This window comes from Mesorhizobium sp. M2A.F.Ca.ET.046.03.2.1 (assembly GCF_003952425.1).
Lineage (GTDB): Bacteria > Pseudomonadota > Alphaproteobacteria > Rhizobiales > Rhizobiaceae > Mesorhizobium.
In genome coordinates this window covers 3,869,249-3,892,917 of the sequence record NZ_CP034449.1, presented here as the reverse complement: position 1 = coordinate 3,892,917, position 23,669 = coordinate 3,869,249, and the positions used below count along the sequence as shown (strand labels likewise).

General features: G+C 64.4%; 29 protein-coding genes. 18 read left to right on the top strand and 11 right to left on the bottom strand.

Annotated elements, in window-relative coordinates:
• The first annotated feature begins 95 nt into the window (after window positions 1-95).
• A complete protein-coding gene (locus EJ072_RS18565) occupies window positions 96-647 on the top strand; it encodes a DUF2269 family protein (protein WP_126080745.1) in 552 nt (183 codons plus the stop codon).
• Between the two features lie 44 nt (window positions 648-691).
• On the opposite strand, the gene EJ072_RS18560 is transcribed toward EJ072_RS18565, so the two are convergent.
• On the bottom strand, window positions 692-1,462 hold the full coding sequence (locus EJ072_RS18560) for a sulfite exporter TauE/SafE family protein (RefSeq protein WP_126083676.1): 771 nt from the start codon (window positions 1,460-1,462) through the stop codon (window positions 692-694).
• Window positions 1,463-1,625: 163 nt separating this feature from the next.
• Here EJ072_RS18560 and EJ072_RS18555 point away from each other — a divergent pair, with 163 nt between their 5' ends.
• Window positions 1,626-2,084 (top strand): GNAT family N-acetyltransferase, encoded by a 459-nt coding sequence (locus tag EJ072_RS18555; RefSeq protein WP_126080744.1) that lies wholly within the window; start codon window positions 1,626-1,628, stop codon window positions 2,082-2,084.
• A gap of 139 nt (window positions 2,085-2,223) precedes the next feature.
• On the opposite strand, the gene EJ072_RS18550 is transcribed toward EJ072_RS18555, so the two are convergent.
• Entirely contained in the window at window positions 2,224-2,658 is a 435-nt protein-coding gene (locus EJ072_RS18550; protein WP_126083675.1) for an SRPBCC domain-containing protein, read from the bottom strand.
• A gap of 160 nt (window positions 2,659-2,818) precedes the next feature.
• On the opposite strand from EJ072_RS18550, the gene EJ072_RS18545 reads away from it, so the two are divergent.
• The 9 genes from EJ072_RS18545 (at window position 2,819) to EJ072_RS18505 (ending at window position 11,155) form a co-directional block, all read left to right on the top strand.
• The gene (locus EJ072_RS18545; RefSeq protein ID WP_126083674.1) at window positions 2,819-3,916 is read left to right on the top strand and encodes an adenylate/guanylate cyclase domain-containing protein; all 1,098 of its coding nucleotides are present in this window, start codon (window positions 2,819-2,821) and stop codon (window positions 3,914-3,916) included.
• A 179-nt stretch (window positions 3,917-4,095) separates the two neighbouring features.
• Window positions 4,096-4,743, top strand: a complete 648-nt coding sequence (locus EJ072_RS18540) for a thiamine phosphate synthase (RefSeq protein WP_126080743.1) — start codon at window positions 4,096-4,098, stop codon at window positions 4,741-4,743.
• A 1-nt stretch (window position 4,744) separates the two neighbouring features.
• Complete coding sequence (locus EJ072_RS18535) at window positions 4,745-5,923, top strand: tetratricopeptide repeat protein (RefSeq protein ID WP_126080742.1); 1,179 nt, start codon at window positions 4,745-4,747, stop codon at window positions 5,921-5,923.
• Between the two features lie 117 nt (window positions 5,924-6,040).
• On the top strand, window positions 6,041-6,607 hold the full coding sequence (gene efp / locus EJ072_RS18530) for an elongation factor P (protein ID WP_126080741.1): 567 nt from the start codon (window positions 6,041-6,043) through the stop codon (window positions 6,605-6,607).
• 37 nt (window positions 6,608-6,644) lie between these two features.
• Window positions 6,645-7,445 carry an inositol monophosphatase family protein gene (locus EJ072_RS18525; RefSeq protein WP_126080740.1) on the top strand — a complete coding sequence of 267 codons (801 nt, stop codon included), beginning with the start codon at window positions 6,645-6,647 and terminating at the stop codon, window positions 7,443-7,445.
• A 189-nt stretch (window positions 7,446-7,634) separates the two neighbouring features.
• Window positions 7,635-8,327: a hemolysin III family protein gene (locus tag EJ072_RS18520; protein WP_126080739.1), complete on the top strand. Its 693-nt coding sequence runs from the start codon at window positions 7,635-7,637 to the stop codon at window positions 8,325-8,327.
• A 102-nt stretch (window positions 8,328-8,429) separates the two neighbouring features.
• Window positions 8,430-9,449 (top strand): MotA/TolQ/ExbB proton channel family protein, encoded by a 1,020-nt coding sequence (locus tag EJ072_RS18515; protein WP_126080738.1) that lies wholly within the window; start codon window positions 8,430-8,432, stop codon window positions 9,447-9,449.
• Between the two features lies 1 nt (window position 9,450).
• The gene (locus EJ072_RS18510) at window positions 9,451-10,479 is read left to right on the top strand and encodes a peptidoglycan -binding protein (RefSeq protein ID WP_126080737.1); all 1,029 of its coding nucleotides are present in this window, start codon (window positions 9,451-9,453) and stop codon (window positions 10,477-10,479) included.
• A gap of 250 nt (window positions 10,480-10,729) precedes the next feature.
• Window positions 10,730-11,155: a hypothetical protein gene (locus tag EJ072_RS18505; RefSeq protein ID WP_126080736.1), complete on the top strand. Its 426-nt coding sequence runs from the start codon at window positions 10,730-10,732 to the stop codon at window positions 11,153-11,155.
• A gap of 77 nt (window positions 11,156-11,232) precedes the next feature.
• Here EJ072_RS18505 and EJ072_RS18500 read toward each other — a convergent pair whose 3' ends face one another.
• A complete protein-coding gene (locus tag EJ072_RS18500) occupies window positions 11,233-11,586 on the bottom strand; it encodes a DUF1304 domain-containing protein (RefSeq protein WP_126080735.1) in 354 nt (117 codons plus the stop codon).
• A gap of 147 nt (window positions 11,587-11,733) precedes the next feature.
• On the opposite strand from EJ072_RS18500, the gene EJ072_RS18495 reads away from it, so the two are divergent.
• The 3 genes from EJ072_RS18495 to EJ072_RS18485 all read left to right on the top strand — a co-directional run bounded on the left by EJ072_RS18495 (window position 11,734) and on the right by EJ072_RS18485 (window position 13,926).
• A complete protein-coding gene (locus EJ072_RS18495; protein ID WP_126080734.1) occupies window positions 11,734-13,221 on the top strand; it encodes a carboxypeptidase M32 in 1,488 nt (495 codons plus the stop codon).
• A gap of 61 nt (window positions 13,222-13,282) precedes the next feature.
• Window positions 13,283-13,576, top strand: a complete 294-nt coding sequence (locus EJ072_RS18490) for a hypothetical protein (protein ID WP_126080733.1) — start codon at window positions 13,283-13,285, stop codon at window positions 13,574-13,576.
• On the top strand, window positions 13,573-13,926 hold the full coding sequence (locus tag EJ072_RS18485) for a PIN domain-containing protein (protein WP_126080732.1): 354 nt from the start codon (window positions 13,573-13,575) through the stop codon (window positions 13,924-13,926). Before EJ072_RS18490 ends, EJ072_RS18485 begins: the two co-directional genes overlap by 4 nt.
• An 84-nt stretch (window positions 13,927-14,010) precedes the next feature.
• On the opposite strand, the gene EJ072_RS18480 is transcribed toward EJ072_RS18485, so the two are convergent.
• Complete coding sequence (locus EJ072_RS18480; RefSeq protein ID WP_126080731.1) at window positions 14,011-15,813, bottom strand: ABC transporter transmembrane domain-containing protein; 1,803 nt, start codon at window positions 15,811-15,813, stop codon at window positions 14,011-14,013.
• A 206-nt stretch (window positions 15,814-16,019) separates the two neighbouring features.
• Here EJ072_RS18480 and rpmE point away from each other — a divergent pair, with 206 nt between their 5' ends.
• Window positions 16,020-16,241, top strand: a complete 222-nt coding sequence (rpmE, locus tag EJ072_RS18475) for a 50S ribosomal protein L31 (protein ID WP_040974396.1) — start codon at window positions 16,020-16,022, stop codon at window positions 16,239-16,241.
• A 335-nt stretch (window positions 16,242-16,576) separates the two neighbouring features.
• Window positions 16,577-17,767, top strand: coding sequence for an integrase core domain-containing protein (locus EJ072_RS18470; protein ID WP_126078128.1), 1,191 nt, complete (start codon window positions 16,577-16,579; stop codon window positions 17,765-17,767).
• Between the two features lie 110 nt (window positions 17,768-17,877).
• Here the strand turns inward: EJ072_RS18470 and EJ072_RS18465 are convergent, their stop codons facing one another.
• The gene (locus EJ072_RS18465; protein WP_126080730.1) at window positions 17,878-18,519 is read right to left on the bottom strand and encodes a TetR/AcrR family transcriptional regulator; all 642 of its coding nucleotides are present in this window, start codon (window positions 18,517-18,519) and stop codon (window positions 17,878-17,880) included.
• Window positions 18,520-18,640: 121 nt separating this feature from the next.
• Here EJ072_RS18465 and EJ072_RS18460 point away from each other — a divergent pair, with 121 nt between their 5' ends.
• Window positions 18,641-19,117 carry a DUF1772 domain-containing protein gene (locus EJ072_RS18460; protein WP_126080729.1) on the top strand — a complete coding sequence of 159 codons (477 nt, stop codon included), beginning with the start codon at window positions 18,641-18,643 and terminating at the stop codon, window positions 19,115-19,117.
• 31 nt (window positions 19,118-19,148) lie between these two features.
• Here EJ072_RS18460 and EJ072_RS18455 read toward each other — a convergent pair whose 3' ends face one another.
• The 3 genes from EJ072_RS18455 to EJ072_RS18445 all read right to left on the bottom strand — a co-directional run bounded on the left by EJ072_RS18455 (window position 19,149) and on the right by EJ072_RS18445 (window position 20,776).
• Window positions 19,149-19,460, bottom strand: coding sequence for a SelT/SelW/SelH family protein (locus EJ072_RS18455; protein WP_126080728.1), 312 nt, complete (start codon window positions 19,458-19,460; stop codon window positions 19,149-19,151).
• A gap of 39 nt (window positions 19,461-19,499) precedes the next feature.
• Window positions 19,500-20,249: a YebC/PmpR family DNA-binding transcriptional regulator gene (locus EJ072_RS18450; RefSeq protein ID WP_126080727.1), complete on the bottom strand. Its 750-nt coding sequence runs from the start codon at window positions 20,247-20,249 to the stop codon at window positions 19,500-19,502.
• A 203-nt stretch (window positions 20,250-20,452) separates the two neighbouring features.
• Window positions 20,453-20,776 (bottom strand): helix-turn-helix domain-containing protein, encoded by a 324-nt coding sequence (locus tag EJ072_RS18445; protein ID WP_126080726.1) that lies wholly within the window; start codon window positions 20,774-20,776, stop codon window positions 20,453-20,455.
• 51 nt (window positions 20,777-20,827) lie between these two features.
• Between EJ072_RS18445 and EJ072_RS18440 the strand changes: the two genes are divergently transcribed.
• Complete coding sequence (locus EJ072_RS18440; RefSeq protein ID WP_126080725.1) at window positions 20,828-21,310, top strand: SRPBCC domain-containing protein; 483 nt, start codon at window positions 20,828-20,830, stop codon at window positions 21,308-21,310.
• A gap of 48 nt (window positions 21,311-21,358) precedes the next feature.
• On the opposite strand, the gene EJ072_RS18435 is transcribed toward EJ072_RS18440, so the two are convergent.
• The 3 genes from EJ072_RS18435 to EJ072_RS18425 all read right to left on the bottom strand — a co-directional run bounded on the left by EJ072_RS18435 (window position 21,359) and on the right by EJ072_RS18425 (window position 23,597).
• Entirely contained in the window at window positions 21,359-22,123 is a 765-nt protein-coding gene (locus EJ072_RS18435; RefSeq protein ID WP_126080724.1) for a TerC family protein, read from the bottom strand.
• Window positions 22,124-22,203: 80 nt separating this feature from the next.
• Window positions 22,204-23,028 (bottom strand): YmdB family metallophosphoesterase, encoded by an 825-nt coding sequence (locus tag EJ072_RS18430; protein WP_112129722.1) that lies wholly within the window; start codon window positions 23,026-23,028, stop codon window positions 22,204-22,206.
• A gap of 50 nt (window positions 23,029-23,078) precedes the next feature.
• Entirely contained in the window at window positions 23,079-23,597 is a 519-nt protein-coding gene (locus EJ072_RS18425; RefSeq protein WP_126080723.1) for a DUF3592 domain-containing protein, read from the bottom strand.
• Window positions 23,598-23,669 lie beyond the last annotated feature (72 nt).

Sequence of the window (23,669 nt, the reverse complement as noted above, 5' to 3'; positions counted from 1 at the left end):
CGTTCCGAAACACGCGCCACGCAAAAGCCCGCTCCTCTGAAGCGGCGCGCAAATCCTCGCCGCTTGAAATCAGGCAGGATCTCCGGGAGCAAACCATGGATTGGTATTCGATCGTCAAATTCCTTCACGTCGTTTCGGCTATTTTGTGGGTCGGCGGCGGCTTCGTGCTGTTCCTGCTCGGCGTGCTGGCCGAGCGCGCCGGCAACATCGAGGACAAGCTGCAGGCAATGCGCGCCAGCGGACAGCTCGGCGGCAGGTTCTTCGCGCCGATGTCGATGCTGACGCTGATCTTCGGCCTCGTCATGTGCGGTTTCTGGGTCGGCTTCACCGAACTGTGGATCGTCATCGGCCTCGTCGGCTATGCCACGACCTTCTCGATCGGCATGCTGATCTTCAAGCCGACCGGCGAGCGCATGGGCGCCATGGTCGCCGAGCAGGGTGTGACGCCCGCCGTCCTTGCCATCGGCCAGCGCATGATGAGATGGGCGCGCCTCGATTATGCGGTGATGCTGGTGATCATCGCCGACATGGTGCTGAAGCCCACTCTGCACGACATCGGCATTCTTGCCGGCATGGCAATGGTGATTGCGCTCGGCGCCGCGCTCGCCTTCGGCGGCGGCCGCCAGCTGGTACCGAGCGCCGCCTGAGCGTTACATCTTTTGGAGCGAGGCGGTTGAAGGCCGCCTCGTTTCTACATCAAGCCGACTATGCCATCCCACAGCAGCTTGACGGCGACCACCGCGACGGTGGCGTAGGTGAACGGATAGAAGATCTCCGGCCGCATGCGGCGCACCAGCCAGGCGCCGGCGATGGTAGACAGCGGCGCCAGCGGCATCAGAACCGCCGAGGCCGTGAGGTTGGCGGTGTCGAACTGGCCGAGCGCGAAATAGGGGATGAGCTTCAGCGCGTTGGTGGCGGCAAAGAAGATCGCCGCGGTTCCGGACAGCACTTTCGGGTCGAGCCGGATCGGCAGCGCGTAGACCTGGAAGGGCGGACCGCCGACATGGGCGACGAAGCTGGTGAAGCCGGCCACCGTGCCCCAGCAAGCGGCGGCGATGCGGTTCGGCTCCGCCGCGTGATCGGCGCCATGGCGGAACTGCAGGTAGAGCCAGCGCAGCACGAACACCAGTGCGACGGCGCCGACGATCAGCCGCACCATCTCCTCGGTCACCAAGGCGGCGGTCAGCCAGCCGAGGCCGATGCCGATGACGGCGCCGGGCATCATGTCGACCAGCATCTTGCGGTCATAGACGCCCCACCACGTCCACACCGAAACGATATCCATCAGGCACAGGATCGGCAGCAGGATGGCCGCTGCCTGGACCGGCGGGATGGTCAGCGCCATCAACGGCACGCCGACGAAGCCGACGGCGCCGCCGAAGCCGCCTTTCGACAGGCCGACAAGGATCACCGCCGGGATGGCGGCGGCATAGAACCACGGATCGCTGAGCAAGCCTGACATCGGCAAGAGAAGGTTGGAGGAGGCGGGGAACCAAGCCATAGCGCGGAACGGCGCCGCCGGGATAGTCATTAATGCCGGCATCCGCTATTGCCGCCCAATCAGCACGACCATCTGCCCCGCCAGGGTCCGCCGGTCGGTCGGCCCGCCATTTCGGAGAGTGGAAATGAACGCCATCAGCATTCGCCGTGCACGTGAAGCGGACGTTGCGGTCATCGTCGCGATGCTTGCCGACGATGCGCTGGGCCGGGCCCGTGAAGACGCCACCCTGCCGCTGGCGCAACCCTATCTGGACGCCTTCGCGGCGATAGACGGCGATCCGAACCAGTTGCTCGCGGTGATGACCGATGGCGACGAAATCATCGGCACGCTCCAGATCACCTTTCTCGCCGGCCTATCGCAGCGCGGCGCGTGGCGCGGCCAGATCGAGGCCGTGCGCATCGCGTCCACCCGGCGCGGCGAGGGGCTGGGACAGCGCCTGTTGGAATGGGCGATCGACAAATGCCGCGAGCGCGGCTGCCGGGTCATGCAGCTGACGACGAACAAGAGCCGGACGGATGCGCATCGCTTCTATGAGCGCCTTGGCTTCAAGGCCAGCCATATCGGCTACAAGCTTGAACTCTAGAACAATTCCAGGAGAGGTGTGAGCGGTTTTCCGTCCGGAATTGCGTAAAAACAACGAGATAGCGCGTTTCGCCGTTTCCGTGAAACGGTGAAACGCACTAGCGATTGGCCGCTGGCTGTCGGCAATTGCGGCCGCTGCCCTACATCTTGTCCGGTCCCGGGTCGCCACCGGCGGCGGTGATCGCGAGCCGATCCAGATAGTGCGTCCAGCCCTTCTCGTGGCTGTCGCAAATCTCTCGGTCGGCAAGGCCGCTATGGGTTAGCTTGACCCGCGTCCCGCCCGGCTCTTCGACCAGATCGATTTCGACAAGGCTCGAACCGGGTGGCGTCCGATCGTTGCCCTCCCAGCCGAAGCTGTAGGCAAGGCGGTGGACGGGTATGACCTCGGTGAATTGGCCGCGAGCCGTGGCTCTTCCTCCCAAATTCAGCAGATAGAGACCGCCGGGGTTGGGTTCCGCCGTTGCCTCCGTTCCCATCCAGCGCACAATCTTGTCCGGATCTGTCAGGAAGGCGAAGACTGTCGCCGGCGGCGCCGCGATCTGTACCTCGCGACGAACGATCAAGGGTTCAGCCATCGAAACCTCCCGGGTTTGCGCGCCAACACGGCTCGCCTGGCAGGTGGCGCCGGGCCAGCGCTTTCGATTCGAAGCCAAATCGCCCTGCCGTTCAACTAAAATCTCGTTGGGTCGATTCGCGCTGGTGACAGCGACGGAACGCCGAAGCATGATCATATCGATGCGGCTTTCTTCAACTTTCGCCTGGCTGGTCGACAGCGCCGGCGGCGCCGTCCAGCCGGATGATTTTCTGGCCACGCTCGGCGCGCGGCTGGTTGACGACGGATTGCCGCTCGTCGGTGGAGCCCTGACGCTCGCCGCGCCGCATCCGATCATAACGCGCCGCGCCTGGCTGTGGCGGGCCGAGACAGGCGTCGTCATGGAGGCGCTGGGTTTTGGCGCCGGCATGATGCCTGGAACCGGAGAGGCAGATCTCGGACGCGAATGGCTGGCGGGACTGGGAACCGGTGTCGTGTACGATTACATGGTTGGCCCCGAGTGCGAGGATGCGCAATGGGGGAATCCAAAACTGAACTGGGCCGCGGTACGCCCTCTCGCGGAGCACGAATCGAAAACACTGGACCAGGTGGCGCGCTTCGCCGTGGCGCCGCTTGCCGCTCTCGCCGCTAGGTCGACCCTGTCGGCCCTGCTTGAGGCCTATCTTGGGCAACGCAGCGCAGCGCAGGTGTTGGCCGGCCGTTCGCGGCGCGAGGTTGGCGAGACAATCCGCGCGGTCCTGTTCTACAGCGATTTGCGCGACTTTACCGCCCTGTCGGAAGAGACGGACGCCGAGCAGGTCGTGGCGGCGCTCAACGCCAGCTTCGACCGCATAGCCGGCGCCGTTCACGCTTTTGGCGGCGAGGTGCTGAAATTCATCGGCGACGGCGTGCTGGCGATCTTTCCTGTCGGCGAGCGCTCGGTCTCGGAGGCTTGCGAGGCGGCGTTGCGCGCGGTCGCAGCGGCGCGGGCGGGGATGGCGCAGCTCAATCAGGTTCGTGCCGGACAAGGCATGCCCGAGCTGCAATTCGGCATGGCGCTGCACATCGGCGACATGGTGTGGGGCAATGTCGGCACAGCCGACCGTCTGGATTTCACCGCAATCGGCCCGGCCGTGAACCTCGTCAGCAGGCTCGAAGGCCTGTGTCGGCCGCTTGGACGGAGCGTCCTGATCTCCGGCGCTGTCGCCGCGGAAACCACGACGCCCTTGGTTCCGTTGGGCGAACACCAATTGCGTGGAATTGTCAGACCGTGCGCCGTCTTCAGCCTGCCGGACGGGTGATCCCTGGAGCGGTTCGGCGTTTCCGCGAACCGGCTCTGTAAACGACGGAGCGCGGCGATCCGGCGGCGCCCCCGCGCTCGACGATCCTGCTTCGCCCTCCTGTTCAAGCTGGCCGCTTTGCTCTATGCCGCAATGCAACCATCTTCGCCCGGCATAGGCGAAACCGGGATCGAAGGCCAATGAACGATTTAACCCCGCCCAACCGCTGCCGCATCGTGCTGATCGCGCCGCCGCTCGTACCGGCCGAGCATATCTGCGCGGCCTTCGAGGGCGGCGACATCGCTTCGCTTATCCTGCCCGACAATGGCATGGATGACGCCTCCTTCCAGGCCCTCGCCGAACGGATCGTGCCGATCGCTCAAGGCGCCGGCATCGCCGTCATCATCGCCGGCGACAGCCGCATCGCCGGTCGCGTCCAGGCCGACGGCATCCATGTCGAGGCAAAGCCGCGGGAGCTCGCCGAGACGATCGAGCGCCTGGCCGGCAAGATGATGGTGGGCGCCGGCGGCGCCAAGACGCGCGACGAGGCGCTGGCGCTCGGCGAGGAGCGGCCCGACTACATGTTCTTCGGCCGTTTCGGCTACGACAACAAGCCGGAGCCGCATCACCGCAACCTCGCCCTCGGCGAATGGTGGGCTGAGATGATCTCGATTCCCTGCATCGTCATGGGCGGCTCCGAGCTTGCTTCCGTCGAGGCGGTGGCCGCGACCGGCGCCGAATTCGTGGCGCTGTCCAGCGCCGTTTTCGCCGATGGGCGCGATCCCGCGGCGGCGATCGCCGCCGCCAACGCGCTGCTCGATGAAACCGCGCCGCGTTTCGAGGACTGACATGCGCTTGCGTGTGCTTCCTCTGGCCGTCCTGGCCGGCTTGCTGGTTCCGGCTTGCTGGCTGGGCGAAACGGCGAGCGCGACTGAGACCGTGCCTCTGCCCCAGCCCCAGCCGGAGACGAGTGCGCCGGACAAGGGCGCGCCCGACGCAGCCAAGCCGGATACAGGCTCGCCGGACACGGGCACGCCGGATAAGGGCAAACCGGACACAGCCACGCAGGACACCGCGCCGGATGCGAGCCGGTTCGGCAGCGATCCGCATATCGACAAGCCGATCCAGAACACCTTGCCGCAGCCTGCAACCATGACTCCGCCATCGGCCGACACCGTCAATCCCGACCGTTTCGGCGCCAAGCAGCCGGACGCCGCCTATGGCGCCTTCCAGCGCGGCCTCTACAAGACCGCCTACAATCTCGCCATGGAGCGCGCCAAGAACGGCGATCCGGCGGCCGAGACGCTGGTGGCCGAAATCCTGTCGCGCGGGCTGGGCGTGCCGCTCAATCCGGCCGAGGCTGCAAAATGGTATGGGCTGGCCGCGGAACAGGGCGTGCCGGAGGCGCAGTTCCAATATGCGCTGATGCTGCTCGACGGCCGCTATGTGAAGAAGGACGAAAAGGGCGCCTTCGCGCTGATGCAGGCCTCGGCCGAGGCCGGCAACCGGCTTGCGCAGTTCAACTTCGCGCAGTTGCTTGTCCAGCAGGATCCCGGCGATGACGGGCTTGTGAAAGCCGCCGTCTACTACGAGCGCGCGGCCGCCACCGGCCTTGCCGACGCGCAATACGCGATGGCGCAACTCTATGCCAACGGCGCCGGCGGCAAGCCGCATGACGACGCCCAGGCGCGTATCCTCCTGACGCAAGCCGCGCGCCAAAACTACGACACGGCGCAGATCGACCTCGCCGCCTGGATGATCGAGGGGCGCGGTGGCGAGCGCGACCTGAAATCGGGCTTTGCCTGGATGAGACGGGCGGCGCAAGGCGGCAATGTCGCCGCCCAGAACCGCCTCGCCAAGCTCTATATGGGCGGCATCGGCACCGACCCGGACCTGATCCTCGCCGGCGCCTGGTATATCGTCGCTCGTCGCGCCGGACTGATCGACCCGCAGATGGACGATTTCCTGCAGGGCCTCGACGACGACCAGACCAAGCAGGCCCTGCAAAAGGCAAATCGCCTGCCTTGAGGCCCGTCGCCGCGGCAACCGCTCGGGTTCCCTCCCTTGCCTACCTTGGCAATTTGTGGTCTTGGAGGCGCCAAAGCGCGACCCGCGCCAGAAAATCTCATTCCGGATCAGTTCATCATGGCCAAGATCAGTGGCAGCGAAATCCGTCCCGGCTATGTCATCGAGCACGATGGCGGGCTGTGGGTGGCGGTCAAGACCAACACCGTCAAGCCCGGCAAGGGCGGCGCCTACAACCAGGTCGAGCTGAAGAACCTGATCAACGGCACCAAGCTCAACGAGCGCTTCCGCTCGGCCGAGACCGTCGAGCAGATAAGGCTCGACCTCAAGGATTTCTCGTTCCTCTACGAGCAGGGCGATGCGCTGGTGTTCATGGACACTGAAAGCTACGAGCAGCTCGAGCTGGCGAAGGACTTCGTCGGCGAGCGCGCCGCTTTCCTGCAGGACGGCATGATGGTGACGGTTCAGCTCTACGAGGAGCGGCCGATCGGCATCTCGCTGCCCGACCAGGTGACGCTGACCGTCACCGAGGCCGATCCGGTGGTGCGCGGCCAGACGGCCGCCTCCTCCTACAAGCCGGCGGTGCTGGAAAACGGCATCCGCGTTCTGGTGCCGCCCTTCATCTCGGCCGGCGAGCGCATCATCGTCGACACCAACGAAATCACCTATATGCGCCGCGCCGATTGAGCGCCGGCCGGTAGGAAGAAAAAGCCAGGAAGAAAAAATGGCGCGTTCCGCTCTCCTCAACGTCATGGTGCAGGCCGCGATGAAGGCCGGCCGCTCGCTGTCGCGCGACTTCGGCGAGGTGCAGAACCTGCAGGTCTCGATGAAGGGACCGGGCGACTATGTCAGCCAGGCCGACCGCAAGGCCGAAGAGATCGTCTACGCCGAGCTGTCGAAGGCGCGGCCGGGCTATGCCTTCCTGATGGAGGAGCGCGGCGCCGTGGAGGGCGAGGACGCCCAGCACCGCTGGATCGTCGATCCGCTCGACGGCACCACCAACTTCCTGCACGGCATCCCGCTCTTCTCGGTGTCGATCGCGCTCGAGCGCCAGGGCCAGGTCGTCGCCGGCGTCGTCTACAATCCGGCCATGGACGAGCTCTACACGGCCGAGCGCGGCGGCGGCGCGTTCATGAACGACCGCCGGCTGCGTGTTGCCGGCCGCTCCAAGCTGACCGACGCGGTGATCGGCTGCGGCGTGCCGCATCTCGGCCGCGGCCAGCACGGCAACTTCCTGATCGAGCTGCGCAACGTCATGGCTGAAGTCTCGGGTGTTCGCCGCCTCGGTTCCGCGGCGCTCGACCTTGCCTATGTCGCGGCCGGACGCATGGACGGCTTCTGGGAAACCGGCCTGTCGTCCTGGGATATCGCCGCCGGCATCCTTCTGGTGCGCGAAGCCGGCGGCTTCGTCTCCGACATGGATGGCGCGCAGGACATGCTGGACAATGGCGAGGTCGTCGCCGGCAACGAGCTCATCCAGCGCGCGCTGCTCAAGACCGTGAAGAAGCCGTTGGCGCCTCGCTGAGCGCGGCGTCGCGGTCAGCGCCCTACTGCGAAAGTCGGAATCGATTTTCGCAAGGGATCATGCGCAAATCAACGCGCCACAGCGCTCTTTGCGCGTCGAAAGGACGCGCGGCGCGGCAGTCGCAAAACCGCAACCCAAGCTTGAAATACTGGTCCGCGACTGCCCAGATTAGGGTTGCAGGATCATGTGATGAGCGACGCGCGACCAGATACGCAGCTTGAGATCCCCTTCGTGGGACGCTGGCATTATTCGCGCGCCGAAATGATCGCCGACGGCATCGTCCACGCGGTGGGCATCGTGCTGGCGATCGCGGCGGGCTCCGCCTTCCTGGCGCTCGCGGCTTTCCATGCCGGCCCCGGCGAGTATGCCGCCGCTGTGTTCTATGTCGTCTCGCTGCTCACCGTGCTGTCGGTGTCGCTGGCCTACAATCTGTGGCCGGTATCCTGGCCGGCGAAATGGATCCTGCGCCGCTTCGACCACGCCGCGATCTATCTCCTGATCGCCGCCACCTACACGCCCTTCCTAGCCCAACTCGACAACTCGCCGCTGGCATTGCCCATGATCGTCGTCGTGTGGGGTGCCGCGCTGGCCGGCATCGCCATCAAGATGTTCCTGCCCGGCCGCTACGACCGGCTGGCCATCGTCTTCTACCTCGCCATCGGCTGGAGCGGCGTGGTGCTCGCCGGACCGCTGGTCGAGACGCTGCCGCCGACCTCGGTCGCGCTGCTCGTCGCCGGCGGCATCGTCTATTCCCTGGGCGTCGTCTTCTTCGCCTGGAAAGGCCTGCGCTTCCACAATGCCGTCTGGCACGGCTTCGTCGTCACCGGCGCCGGGCTGCATCTGGCCGCCATGGTCGACTGCCTGGTCGTCAACCGGTTCTAATCCATGACATAGGCGATATTGCCAAGCACCATTCAATTTGGTCACAATTCCGTTTAGAGTCGCGGCAATTCTGCGGCGGGTGGCATCGGAAACGGGGCACGGATGGCTTTTCTCAGATCCTTCGGCAGGCGATCGGACGTCCTTGTCTACGATCCTCACAAGCTGTCGAGCCCGCAGGTCTTCCTGCTCACCATGGTGATCTTCCTGATCATCGTCGCTTTCATCGCCGCCATCCTCACCCGCCAGATCTCCACCGCCTTCTCCAGCAATCCGGGCCTCAACGGGCTGATCGTCGGCGTGCTGGCGGTCGGCATCCTGCTTGCCTTCGTCCAGGTCGGGCGGCTGTTCCGCGAGGTGCGCTGGGTCAATTCCTTCCGCGCCGGCTCCGAAACCACCGAGCCGGTGCTGTTGGCGCCAATGAAGGCGATGATCGGCCGCTCGTCGACGATCGCCTTCTCGACCTCGTCGATGCGCACGATGCTGGATTCCATCGCAACCCGCCTCGACGAGAGCCGCGACACCTCACGCTATCTTGTCGGCCTGCTGGTGTTCCTCGGCCTGCTCGGCACCTTCTGGGGCTTGCTCAACACCATCGCCTCGATCCGCGAGACGATCGAGGCGCTGGACCCCGGCACCGGCGATGCCGCCGCCGTGCTCGACGCGCTGAAGCAGGGTCTGTCGGCGCCGCTCGCCGGCATGGGCACCGCCTTTTCGTCCTCGCTGTTCGGCCTCTCCGGCTCGCTGGTGCTCGGCTTCCTCGACCTGCAGGCCGGCCGCGCCCAGACCCGTTTCTACACCGAGCTCGAGAACTGGCTGTCCTCGGTCACCGACCTGTCGTCGGACATCGTCGTCTCCGACACGGCCAAGACCGAGTCCTCCGAGGACATCCGCCTGCTGTCCGAGCGGCTGCGCAGCCTGCAGGAGAATGGCGGCGGCTCCAATCCGCGCGTCGCCACCGCCATGGCCAACCTCGCCGACGGCATTTCGGGGCTGGTCAAGAACATGCGCTCCGAGCAGCAGATCATGCGCGACTGGGTCGAGGCCCAGTCGGACGAGCAGAAGGCCATGCGCAACACGCTGGAAAAGATCGCCGACGCGCTGAAGAAGCAAGGGGTCCACTGACGTGGCGCTGGCAAGACGGCGCGCCGACCGCCGCATCGACTATTGGCCGGGCTTCGTCGACGCGCTGTCGACGTTGCTTCTGGCGATCATGTTCCTGCTCACCGTCTTCGTGCTGGCGCAGTTCCTGCTCAGCCGCGAGATCTCCGGCAAGGACACCGTGCTCAACCGTCTCAACTCGCAGATCAACGAGCTGACCCAGTTGCTCGCGCTGGAGCGCTCGAACAGCCAGGACAAGGAGGATACGCTCGCCAACCTGCAGGCATCGCTGTCGGCGGCGCAGGCCGAAAAGAGCCGCCTCGAGCAATTGCTGGCGCAGGGCGCCGGCGCCGGCGACGCGGCCAACAAGCGGGCGGACCAGCTTTCCGGCGAACTCAGCAACCAGCGCCAGATCAGCCAGCAGGCGCTGAGCCAGGTCGAGATCCTCAACCAGCAGATTGCCGCCTTACGCAAGCAGATCGGCGCGCTGGAAGACGCGCTCAACGTCTCCGAGCAGCGCGACCGCGACTCCAACACCAAGATCGCCGATCTCGGCCGCCGTCTGAACGTGGCGCTGGCGCAGCGCGTCCAGGAGCTCAACCGCTACCGTTCCGACTTCTTCGGCCGGCTGCGCGAGATCCTCGCCGACCGCGAGAACATCCGCATCGTCGGCGACCGTTTTGTCTTCCAGTCGGAGGTGCTATTTCCGACCGGTTCCGACGTGATCAACGACGCCGGCAAGGTCGAGATGAAGAAGCTCGCCGACGCCATCATCGAATTGCAGAAGGAAATCCCGCCGGAGATCAGCTGGGTGCTGCGCGTCGACGGCCACACCGACAACAAACCGCTGTCCGGCACCGGCCGCTATCGCGACAACTGGGAACTGTCGACCGCGCGCGCCACCTCGGTGGTGAAGTTCCTGATCGAGAACGGCGTGCCGGCCAACCGGCTGGTGGCCGCCGGCTTCGGCGAGTTCCAGCCACTCGACCCCGCCGACACCGACGAGGCGCGCAGCAAGAACCGCCGCATTGAACTGAAGCTCACCGAACGGTGATCCATTATCACACCAAGTCACGGTAAGTTGTTTGTCGGCTGAATACTTAGAGTACCAAGTCCCGTCGGCAAGGCCTGAAAACATTATCATTTTTTAATTACACATCGGCAATCGACGCACCTAATTTGCCGCGCAGGGCCGGGGACCGCCGGCGATGCCTCCCATCGCGACGCGACGGAACCGGACGGCCCGCAAAGTTCGGAAGGCAAGCGGCAGGGCCGCAGCCTTCCCTATCGGAGGATGCGCCGCCATGCGCGCTTCAACATCTCTCAAGACTATGACCCTGGCTGCCGCGTTGATCGCGGCCCCGCTTGCCGGCGCCTATGCGGCCGGACACCACAAGGGGGCGCTCGACGCGACCCCTACGGCCGATTTCATCGGCCCGCGCGCGGCCGGTCTTATCGATCAGGCCCAGGGCGTGGATCAGGGCATCACCGATGCCCGGCAGGCGAACAACATTTCGGCTTCCGAAGCGCAGCAACTGCACATGCGCGCCGCTCGCATCAGCCAGGCCGCGGAGCACGTCGCGGCTTCGGATCACGGCCGGGTCCCGTCCGCGCAATACCATGAGCTGCTGCGCCGCCTCGACAATGTCGACCAGAGGCTGATGAACGACACCGGCAGCGGCTTCATGATAGGCGACGGCGACGACGGCGGGAATTACCCGAACGGTTGACCACCAGGGAAGGGACCACCTGGCGCCCGCGGGACCTGGCCCCGAGGGCGTCCTTTTTCGATCGCGTATCGCTTTGGTTATAGGCCGAGCCAAAGCGCGAGGATCGCAAGCACTGCCGGAACCGTCTGAACAAAGAGAATCTTGCGGCCGACAGTTGCCGCGCCGTAGAGGCCGGCTGTCGCGACGCAGAGCAGGAAGAACATCTTGACCTGAAAGCCTGCGGCGCCGAGATAGAGTCCCCAGAACAGCCCAGCAGCCAGGAAGCCGTTATAGAGCCCCTGGTTGGCGGCAAGCACCTTCGAGGCGCTGGCGAATTCCGGCGTCAGTCCGAACGCCTTGCGGCCGCGCGGCGTGTCCCAAAGCACCATCTCCCGATAGACGATGTAGCAATGGATCAGCGCCACCAGCCCGACCAGGATATCGCCGATCATCGTCCTCTCCAGCGGTTTGTTCCCGGCATTGATCACGCAGCCGCCCCACAAGGCAAGACCACTGATTCCATCCCGGCCGATCAGGGTTGCCAAGCGCGGTGCGTTGGTATCTTTTCGCGCCAGCCACATTGAAGCTGGGTATCCATCATGTCCTTCCAGAAACTCGACGACCTCGGTCACAAGCTCGAAGCGCTCGAGCATGCTTTGGCCATCCTCGGCGCCGACGAGGCGACGCATATGGCGGTTGGCGGCGGCGAGAAACGCGCCGAGGCGATGTCCTCGCTGGCCGGCATGCTGCATCGCCAGGCGACCGCGCCGGAGATCGGCGACTGGATCGCCGCCGCCGAAGCCGAGCCGCTCAGCGAGGAACAGCAGGCGGCGGTCAGGGAACTGCGCCGGCAATACACCAACCTCACCTGCCTGCCGGCCGAGTTTGTCGAACGCCAGACGGTAGCGCGCATGCGCTCCGAGCAGCTCTGGCGGAGCTTGCGCGCCAGGAACGACTGGGCGGGCTTCCTGCCGGCACTGGAAGGCGTCGTGGCCCTGGTGCGGGAAGAGGCGGCGCTGCGCGCCGACGCGCTCGGCCTCGCCCCCTATGACGCGCTGATGGAGCAGTATGATCCCGGCAACCGCGCCGCCGACATCACGCCGGTGTTTGCCGAGCTGAAGGTCTTTCTCAAGGACTTCCTGCCGCATGCGCTGGCCGTGCAGGATGCGCGATTGGCGAAGCACCCATTGAAGCCGCTGTCGGGCAGCTATGCCGTCGACCGCCAGCGCGAGCTCGGCCTTGCCATGATGGCGGCCGTCGGCTTTGACCTCACCCATGGCTCGCTGTCGGTATCGCACCATCCCTTCTGCGGCGGCGTGCCGACCGATGTGCGCATCACCACCCGCTACAAGACCTCCGATTTCCTGTCGGCGCTGATGGGCGTGCTGCACGAGACCGGTCATGCGCTCTACGAGCAGAACCTGCCGAAGGCCTGGTCGCATTGGCCGCTCGGCAAGGCGCGCGGCATGGCCGTGCATGAGAGCCAGAGCCTGTTCGTCGAAAAGCAGGTTGGCCGCAACCCCGCCTTCTGGCGCTGGGCTTTGCCGATGGTCGAAAGACATCTCGGCGAAGCCTGGTCGCTCGACGACATCCTGCCGCATGTCCACCATGTCGAGCGCGGCCTGATCCGCGTCGACGCCGACGAGGTCACCTATCCGCTGCATGTCATCCTGCGCTACGAACTCGAGCAGGAGCTGGTGTCCGGCCGGCTGGAAGCCGCCGACCTCCCCGAGGCATGGGACGCCAAGATGCGCGACTATCTAGGCCTCTCGACCATCGACAACCCGGCAGACGGGCCGATGCAGGACGTGCACTGGCCGGGCGCCGCCTTCGGCTATTTCCCGTCCTACACTCTGGGCGCCATGATGGCGGCGCAGCAATGGGCGGCTGTGACCAGGGAGCACCCGTCCGCCGACGAGGACCTCGCCAAGGGCGATTTCAGCGCCATCAACGAGTGGCGTCGCGCAAAGATCTGGTCGCAGGCCTCGCGCTGGTCGACGCCCGAGCTGCTCGAGCGCGCCACCGGCGAGAGGCTTAACGCGACTTACTTCACGGAGCATCTGCGCTGGCGGTACGGAGCCTCATAGACCGACCTCGTCGGCAATGGCCGCTCATTTGCGTACCATTTCGTACTACTGTATGTTATGATTGGGAGGTGCGCAGATGAACGCTTCAGGTCCCAAGGAACGCGCAACGTTTTCGATCGACAGCACGATCAAGGAGACGCTTGAAAGCCAGATTCCGAAAAGCAAGCGATCCCGCTTTGTCGAAGAGGCGATCGCGAAGGCATTGAAGGACGCCGCGAAAGAACGCGCTCTGAAAATGATCCGGGAATTCAAGTCGACCTCGACCGGCGGCGAAGACTCCACCGACGTGCTGCGCAGAATTCGCCAGGAAATGGACGGCCGGCCGGTGGATATCCTCGAAGGCCGCAAAAAGTGATCATCGTCGACGCGTCGATCTTCATTAAACTCTTTCGGGATGAGGATGACAGCGAACAGGCTCGAAATCTGTTCGCGAAGAACATTGCAGATGGCCGCGCCATAGCCGCTCCGGGCATCCTGCTTTACGAGGCGCTATCGACTGCGCTCCATTATGAGCAATCCTTTGTCATGGTCGCAAAGCTCATCGCCGGATTGCGCGAAGGCGGTTTCGAGCTTCTGGAGCCGGATATGGACGAACTGGCCAAAACACAGGAGATGGCGACGCAGCTCAGTCCGGCTGGCGGCTATCCGACGCTCAACATTGCGTTTACCACGCCATCGCCATCAATCGCGCTGCAACGTTGGTAACAGCCGACCGGCGGCATTTTGCCAAAACAAAACACTTGGGCCGCATCACTCTACTCGCCGACTGGCGACCAGGCTGACACATTTCTACTCCGCAGCGCCTTTGAAAGCGCCGGCGCCTGCCTCGAACTGCAGCTTGGCGAGCCGCGCGTAGATGCCGCCCTTGGCGACCAGGCTCTGATGCGTGCCTTCCTCGACGATGCGCCCGCCTTCCATCACGAGAATGCGGTCGGCCTTGAGCACCGTCGCCAGCCGGTGGGCGATGACGATGGTGGTGCGGCCGCGCATCAGCCGCTCCAGCGCCCGTTGCACCAGCGTTTCGCTTTCGGCATCGAGCGCCGAGGTCGCTTCGTCGAGCAGAAGGATCGGCGCGTCGCGCAAGATGGCGCGGGCAATCGCGATGCGCTGGCGCTGGCCGCCCGACAGTGTCACGCCGCGCTCGCCGACCTGGCTGTCATAGCTGTTGCCCAGTCTGGCGATGAATTCATCGGCAAGCGCGGCCTTGGCGGCGGCCTCGATCTCGGCGTCGCCGGCGCCCTGCCGGCCGAAGCCGATATTGTCGCGCACGCTTGCCGCGAAGATGGTGACGTCCTGTGGCACGATCGCGATGCGTTGACGGATGGCGGCCGGGTCGGCCTCGCGCAGATTGACGCCGTCGATGGCGACGCGCCCGGTCTCGGGATCGTAGAAGCGCAGGATCAGCGAGAAGACAGTGCTTTTGCCGGCGCCCGAAGGCCCGACGATCGCCACCGTCTCGCCGGGCTTAACCTGGAAGCTCAGGCCATGCACGGCGGCGCGGTCCGGCCGCGCCGGATAGGAGAAGGAGACGTCGTCGAAGCTGATCGCGCCCTTGGCCGTGGCCGGCAGCGCGACGGGATCGACCGGCCGTTGGATCGTCGGCGTCTCGGCCAGGATCTCGGTCAGCCGCTCGGCGGCGCCCGCCGCCTGCGACAGCTCGCTCCACACTTCCGACAAGGCGCCGAGCGCGCCGGCGGCGAACACCGAATAGAGCAGAAACTGGCTAAGCGTGCCGGGCGACAGCGTGCCGGCAAGCACGTCGCGCGAGCCGAACCACAGCACCGCCACCACCGAGGAAAATATCATGAAGATGGCGAAGAAGGTCAGGAAGGAGCGCGCGAACACCGAGGCCCGCGCCGCTTCGAAGGCCGCGTCGACGGCGGCCGCGAAGCGGCCGGTGACCAGCTTCTCGTTGGTGAAGGCCTGCAGCGTGCGCACAGCGCCGATCTGCTCGCTGGCGTAGGCGGTGGCCTCCGCGAGCGTATCCTGCGCTTGCCGGGACTTGCGCCGCACCGAGCGGCCGAAAGCGACCAGCGGCAGCACGATCAGCGGAATGGCCGCGATCACCAGGCCGGAAAGCTTCGGGCTGGTGACGACCATCATCGCCACCGCGCCGAGGCCCAGGATGACATTGCGCAGCGCGACCGAGGCGGTGGCGCCGACCGCCGACTTCACCTGCGTGGTGTCGGCGGCGAGCCGCGATACGATCTCGCCCGAATGCGTGCGATCGAAAAAGGCGGGCGACAGCGTCGTGACATGGGCAAAAACGTCGCGGCGGATGTCGGCGACGACGCGCTCGCCGAGCGTGATCACAAAATAGTAGCGGCTGGCAGAGGCGGCGGCGAGCAGCGCCGCCATCGCCACCAGCGCGGCGAAATATTCAGCGATGAAGGTGGAGCCCGAGGCCTGGAAACCGTGATCGATCATGCGCCGCACGGCCATCGGCAGGGCAAGCGTCGTCACCGCCGCCACGACCAGCGAGATGATCGCGCCAACCGCCAGTTTCCGGTAGCGCGTGATATAGGGGAAAAGGTTTCTCAGCGGCCGGACCGAGCGCCTGCGCTGGTCTCCACTGGCACCGATATCCGCCATGAGCGTTTCCTCTGGCCGCTGGTCAACACCGCGCTTCAATATGCGCTTGCCGCGGCCTTGTGATTCAATTCCGGCTGATGTATAGGCTCGCCGACCGTTTTAGAAGCCGTGGCTTTTCATTAGCTGCGGCTTCGAGTTTTAAAAAGGGGCGCATCGACGCAGGCCATTGGCCCGTAACCGGCGCCGGCAAGCCAGGACATAAGACAATGAAGGCCGATATCCATCCCGACTACCACACCATCAAGGTCGTCATGACCGACGGCACCGAATACCTGACCCGTTCGACCTGGGGCAAGGAAGGCGACACGATGAACCTCGACATCGACCCGACCACGCACCCGGCATGGACCGGCGGCCAGCAGACCCTGCTCGACCGCGGCGGCCGCCTGTCGAAGTTCAAGAAGCGCTTCGAGGGTTTCGGCCTCTAACCCGGATACGCCCGCAGGATTTGAAAAACCCGCCTTCGAGGCGGGTTTTTTGTTTTCTTCCTTCTCCCCGTTCAACGGGGAGAAGGTGCCCGAAGGGCGGATGAGGGGCAGCGCCGGCGTCGGCAAGCTGACCATCAGCAACAACAGAAATACATCAGAGAAATTCGGTGACAGTGCACTTTTCATAGGCCGGCGCTGCCCCTCACCTGCCTGCCGGCATCCTCTCCCCGTATAGTGACGGGGAGAGGGGACGCTCTGTCCGAACCGGATAGATAGGTAACAGAATGGACCGATTAGATGGGTGACAGTTTTCTTGCCAGCCGGGAGGACCGGCGATGGTTTGGCGAGAGACTGGCATCATGGATGAGCGGCTTCGTTTTGTTGTTGAATGCCTAGCTGGCGAGGAGACGATGACGCAGCTTTGCGCGGCCTTCGAGATCTCACGCAAGACCGGCTACAAATGGCTTGGGCGTTACCGGGAGACCGGGCCGGAAGGCCTGCACGACCGGCCGCGGGCGCCGCTCGATCACGGCCGAGCAACGGCAGCCGAGCTGGTGGAGCGGATCGTGGCGGAGAAGGAAGCGCATCCGCTGTGGGGGCCGAAGAAGATCATGGCGCGGCTGAAGCGGGCGGAGCCCAGTTGTGGCTGGCCGGCAGTCTCGACAGCTGGCGAGATCCTGAAGCGGCATGGTCTTGTGGGACGCCGGCGCCGGCGCTGGCGGGCTGTGGGCAATGGGCCATGGCCGGAGCCTGCGGCGCCGAATGCGGTGTGGACGGTAGACCACAAGGGCTGGTTCCGGACCCGTGACGGCTGGCGCTGCGAGCCATTGACGGTGATGGATGCATTGAGCCGCTACCTGCTGGGGCTCGAGGCGACGGGCTCGACGGCCGACGAGGAGGCGTGGCCGGTGTTTGAGCGATTGTTTGAGGAAAACGGTCTGCCGGATCGCATTCGAAGCGACAATGGCCCACCCTTTGCGTCGGCCGGCGTCACAGGGCTGACGCCGCTGGCAGTGCGCTTCATTAAGCTCGGCATCGCCCTGGAGCGCATCCAGCCAGGCAAGCCGCAGCAGAACGGGCGCCATGAGCGTTTCCATCTGACCATGCTGCCGATGGCCGATGCACCGAAGGCTGACAAAGCGGCTCAAGCCAGGGCCTTCGAGAACTTCCGGCGCAGCTACAATGAGGAGCGTCCGCACGAGGCGCTGGGCATGGACACCCCGGCACAGCATTACCGCCCCTCGACCCGACCGATGCCGAAGACAGCCCCTGAACCCGATTATCCGACCGAGGCAGCGGTGCGCGGCGTGCGCCAGAACGGCGCGGTCAAATGGCGGGGCACCGAGATCTATGTCTCGGCCACGTTGGCCGGCGAACCGATTGCCATTGAAGAGACCGAGGATGGCGAGTGGACGATGCGCTTCCACACCCATCCGCTCGGCTTCATCGATGAGAAGCACATGAAACTGGTTCGCCGCAGCGCCGCGCCAAGCCGACCGCTTGGCGCTGCGGCGACCGCATCATAGGGAGAGAAAACTGTTACCTATGTATCCGGTTCAAAGTGTTACCCATCTATCCGCTGGACAGCTCTCGCCGGCGATTTCGCCAATCGCGTACGCTGCGAGGAGGAAGGCCGCTACTCCCCCACCAACTCCCGCAGCGCCATGCGCTTGTAGGCCTCAACCAACCTGTCACCCTCCTCCCGATCGACCGAGATCGCCAGTCGCACGGCCGCCTCGCCCATCTGCCAGACGAGGAAGGCCGTCGTCTCCAGTTCGACCGGATCGGCATCGGACCTCAGCCGCTTCAGCACCGCGACCAAAAATTCGGCATTGGCTCGGCTGTCGGCGAGCTCGAGCGAGCGCAGGGCCTTGTCGACCTGCGTGCCCGACCAGACGTCGCGTATAACCGGCTCGGCCAGGAACAGCTGATAGTAGATGTCGACCAGCTCTGAAAACGCCTGCTTCAGCCCTTCGGCGTCCCTGACATCTTTCAGCGCCGCCGAGATGCAGGCCTGGCTCTCGGCGGTGTAGCGCTCGGCCAGCGCCCAGACGATCGACCGCTTGTCCGGGAAGAACTGGTAGAGCGAGCCGATCGACACCCTTGCCCGCTCCGCCACCTCGCCCATGCGCATGGCATCGCTGCCCTGCTCGGCAATCAAGGCAGAGGCGGCGGCAAGCATGCGCTCGACCCGCTCGCGGCTGCGTTGCTGGCTCGGCGACCGGCGCGGCGAGGCGATGGCGGCTTGGTCCGGCTTGGCGGTGACTTTCTCGTCCATGGCTCCCTCCAGGCGATTTCCAACACCAGCTTGACTCACAAAATACGAGGGTTTATCACGTTTTACAAATGTGAGGATTCATCACATTTGCAAAACCAACCGACATCTGGAGCCAGCCGAGATGATGAAACTTCTCCCCGCCCTCACCTTCATCGCCGCGATCGGCTCCGGCGTGGTCGGCGGCGTGTTCTTCGCCTTTTCCAATTTCGTCATGGCGGCACTCGCGCGGCTGCCCGTCCCAAGCGGCATCGCGGCGATGAATTCGATCAATGTCACGGTGATCACGCCGACCTTCATGACGGCGCTGTTCGGCACCGGCGTCATCTGCCTGGTGTTGATTGCCGCCGCTCTCTTCGGCTGGAGCCAGTCCGGCTCATACTGGCTGCTTGCCGGCGCGGTGATCTATTTCGTCGGCAACCCGATCGTGACCATGGTCATCAACGTTCCGCTCAACGACGCTTTAGCCGCCGTCGATCCGCAGAGCGCCAACGGCGCCGCCGTCTGGGCGAACCATCTGAGCCAATGGGTGATGTGGAACCGCGTCCGCACCGTCACCGCTATCGTGTCGATGGCCTGCTTCATCATGGCTTTGATCTGAGATACGCGGCCGCAATGCTAAAGACCCCGCTTTAGGCGGGGTCGGTCTTCTTGTGGGTTTTGCGGTCAGCATGGCCGAGATCCCGATCCGGATCGATGACGTCGCGGACCAGCTGCTTCAGCTTCGCCGCATCCGGAAAGCCGCCGTCGCGCTTACGGTCCCAGATCAGCTGATCGTTGCAGGAAATGGTGAAGATGCCGCCGGTGCCCGGCACCAGCGTCACCTCGCCGAGATCGGTGCCGAAGGTGGAAAGCAGCTCCTGCGCCATCCAGCCGGCACGCAACAGCCATTGGCATTGCGTGCAATAGGTGATGCGGATGACGGGAAGCGGCTTGTCGGTCATACGAGATTGAGCTTCGCTCATATCGGATCGCGTTGCCGGTCAGGCCGCGCTGAGCTTGGCCATCGTCTCGTCGTCGACCTCGAAATTGGCGTAGACGCTCTGCACGTCGTCGTCATCCTCGAGGGTGGCGACCAGCTTCATCAGCGACTGCGCCCGCTCTTCGTCGACCGGGACGTTGTTCTGCGGCTGCCAGATCGCCTTGACCGATTCAGCCTCGCCGAGCGCCGCTTCTAGCGACTTCGACACGTCGCCGAGACTTTCGAAGCTGCAATAGATGGTGTGGCCTTCCTCATCGGACTCGACATCGTCGGCGCCGGCCTCGATCGCGGCTTCCATCACCTTGTCGGCGCTGCCGGCCGAAGCCGGATAGTAGATTTCGCCGACGCGGTTCCACATGAAGGACACCGAGCCGGTTTCGCCGAGCGCCCCGCCGGCCTTGGTGAAGGCGGCGCGCACATTGGATGCCGAGCGATTGCGGTTGTCGGTCAGCGCCTCGACGATCAGCGCCACGCCGCCCGGGCCATAACCCTCGTAGCGCACGGCTTCGTAGTTCTCGCCGTCGCCCGCGGAAGCCTTGTTGATGGCGCGCTGGATGTTGTCCTTCGGCATCGACACGGCCTTGGCGTTCTGCATCGCAAGGCGAAGCCTCGGGTTCATCGCCGGGTCCGGCGTGCCGGTCTTGGCCGCGACAGTGATTTCGCGCGCCAGCTTGGAAAACATTTTCGACCGCACCGCGTCCTGACGGCCCTTGCGGTGCATGATGTTCTTAAATTGCGAATGGCCAGCCATGGCACCCCTGTCGTGTTCGGCTAGAGCACCGCGGAGCGAAATGGGATCACCTCGCCATCCGCAAATTGCTCGAATTCAAATTTTCAGAACGCTCCAGGCATGCCTGCGAAGGCACACGGCGCTCTCTGTCGGAATGGCCGGCTTATAGATAAATCGGCTCAATTCGTCCAGACGCGCCGTAACTCCGGCGCCGGAGAGGCCGCTCAGCTCTCAAGGTCGGACTTCAGCCGGTCGAGAATGCTGATCGCATGGCCGGCATACTGGCTGATCCAGCGATCGTGGATCTGCTTGATCGGCAAGGCATTGAGATGGTTCCAACGCTCGCGTCCCTCGCGCCTCGCAATCACCAGGTCGGCCTCCTCCAGCACTTTCAGATGCATCATCACCGTGCAGCGGTCCATGTCCGGGAACGCCTCGCAAAGCGCGCCGGTGGTCTGCGGCTGATCCTTCAGGCGATCCAGCAATTCGCGCCGGCGCGGATGCGCCAAAGCCTTGAAAACATGGTCGTCCCCGGTTTGGCTTGACATGTTATGTTTCTATAACATATTGTTCCACTGAGCAAGGAAGGAGCTGTGGATATGTCCCTTGGATTCAGGATTTCCGGGCGCATCGGCAAACCAGTCGCCGAGGTCTTCGACGCCGTCGTCAACCCGACGAAGCTCAGTGGGTATTTTACAACGCTTGGCGGCGCCTCGGCGCCGCTGGTCCCCGGCACCACGGTCACATGGTGGAATACCGTGCCCGTCGAGGTCGATGAAGTGGTGCCCAACGAGCGCATCGTGCTGCGCTGGGATGGCGGCGGCCCCGGCGTTGTACCGGCTTACAAGACCACGATCGAAATGAACTTCGAAGCCCTGGATGACGGTGGCACCTTCGTCACCATTGCCGAAAGCGGATGGCGCGAGGACGAGGCCGGCCGCAAATCATCCTACGGCAATTGCGAGGGCTGGTCGCAGATGCTGTCATGCATGAAAGCTTACGTCGAGTACGGCATCAATCTGCGTGAAGGGTTCTACCCCAGCGAAATGCGCGGTGAACTGCCGACGTCGGAAAGCAAATGATCCTGCGGCGGGAGCGACAGCCGCACGCTGCCGCCCTCGTTGCCACCATCAATGCCCGCCGCCCGACCCCTGCTTCTTGCGATTCCGCGCCAGCATGTTGAGACCCTCGACCAGCGCCGAAAAGCCCATGGCGGCGTAGATGTAGCCCTTCGGCACGTGATAGCCCATGCCGTCTGCGATCAGCGTCATGCCGATCATCAGCAGGAAGCCCAGCGCCAGCATGACAATGGAGGGGTTCCTGGCGATGAAATTGGCGAGCGGCGTCGCAGCCAGCATCATCACGCTCACCGCCACGATCACGGCGATATACATGATGGCGATCTCGTCGGTCATGCCGACGGCGGTGATGATGGAATCGATCGAGAAGACGAGATCGAGCAGCAGGATCTGGAAGATCGCGCCGGCAAGGCTCAGCTGCAGCGTACCCACCATCGTGTCCTGATGATCCTGCGGGTCGACAGTGTGATGGATTTCCCTGGTCGCCTTCCAGACCAGGAACAGGCCGCCGGCGATCAGGATCAGGTCGCGCCAGGAAAATCCGTGGCCGAAGGCGGTGAACACCGGCGTCGTCAGCTGCACGATGATCGAGATCGTGGCGAGCAGGATGAGGCGCATGACCAGCGCCGCCGAGATGCCCAGCCGGCGGGCCCGGGCGCGCTGCGCTTCCGGCAGCTTGTTGGTCAAAATCGAGATGAAGATCAGATTGTCGATGCCGAGCACGATCTCGAGCACCACCAACGTCAAAAGCGCGACCCAGGCGGTCGGGTCGGAAACAAAGGCAAAATGCGGCGCCAGGAACTCGATGAGCTGCATGAAGGTCGTCCCCTCTACGATCTAGAGCAGTTTTCGCGGGTTTCGTGGCCAGTTAGGTACTGACCTTGGCTATATCAATGTCAGGACCAGAAAGACGGCGCCGTTTCTTCCAACCGAGGCCCGCGACGAAACGGCGCGATTTTCTCGGCAAGACCGGTGCGATCGGAAATGTCGACGCCGACGCCGCAGAGAGTCGCCGGTCCAGTCGCCGCCTCGAAGCGCCCTTTCGGCACCTTGGAAAGAAACCGGTTGAGCGGCTCTTCCTTGTCCATGCCCAGCGAGGAATCGTAATCGCCGCACATGCCGGCGTCCGAGATATAGGCGGTGCCACCGTTGAGGATCTGATGATCGGCGGTCGGCTGATGCGTATGCGTTCCGACCACGAGGCTGGCGCGGCCGTCGACGAAATGCGCGAAGCACATCTTCTCCGAGGTCGCCTCGGCATGGAAATCGACGATCGCCGCATCGGCCTGCTCGCCGAGCGGGCAGGCCGCCAACTCCCGCTCGCCGGCCTGGAACGGATCGTCCAGCTCCGGGTGCATGAAGACGCGGCCCATGATGTTGGCGACCAGCACGCGCGCGCCGTTGCGGGCGATATAGACGCCAGAGCCGCGCCCGGGCGTGCCCTTGGGAAAATTGGAGGGCCGCAGGAAACGCTCCTCGCGCGGCGCGAAGATCAACGCGTCGCGCTGGTCCCAGACATGGTTGCCGGTGGTGACAACATCCGCGCCGGCAGCGAGCGTCTCGCGAAAGATCTCCTCGGTGATGCCGAAGCCGCCGGCGGCGTTCTCGCCATTGACGATGACGAAGTCGAGCCTGAAGTCGGAAATCAGCCCCGGCAGCTGTTCCCACACTGCCGTGCGCCCTGTTTTGCCAACCATGTCGCCGAGAAAGAGGAGTCTCATAGCCACTTCTATCCAGAGCTGTGGACACTAGGCAAGCGGCACCGAGGTCCTTAACGCCGGCCGAAAGTGCCGCGTTGCTGATCGGCTGGCCCCGCTCCAGCGCCGGCAACGCGAACGGTCGATGGCGCCATGGGCGGCGTTTTGCGTCCTCGCAACCAGAAGAACCAGATGTAGAACAAGGTGAACCCACCGGTGACGGCGAGCAGCAGCAGCCCGCCGCGCCAGCCTTTCATCGCGGCCGTGTCGAGGCTCGATGGATCGGCAGGGTCATAGTACAATTCTATCCTGTCGCCCTTGGCCGCCTTGTAGAGACCGATGTCCTTGTCCTTGCCGGACCATGTCATCGGCGCGTCATTGGCAACATAGCTGACGGCGACATTGATGCCATCCGTGGTGAGACCGTTCGCCCGCGTTTCGCTGTAGGCGCTGACATCCGTTACGGTGGCGAGTGTCCGCTGCCAGGCAGCCTGGTGATGCAAGGTAGTTCCTATGATGTGCAACGACATCGAGAACAGTATCGCCGCGATCAGCGCGAAGGGCATCAGCAAATAGCGTGCAAGAAGGAACACCACGATCCCCGTCAGCTCGATTATAGCTGCAGGAACATAATCCGACGTGTCTTTGAAACGCGTTAAGCGGGT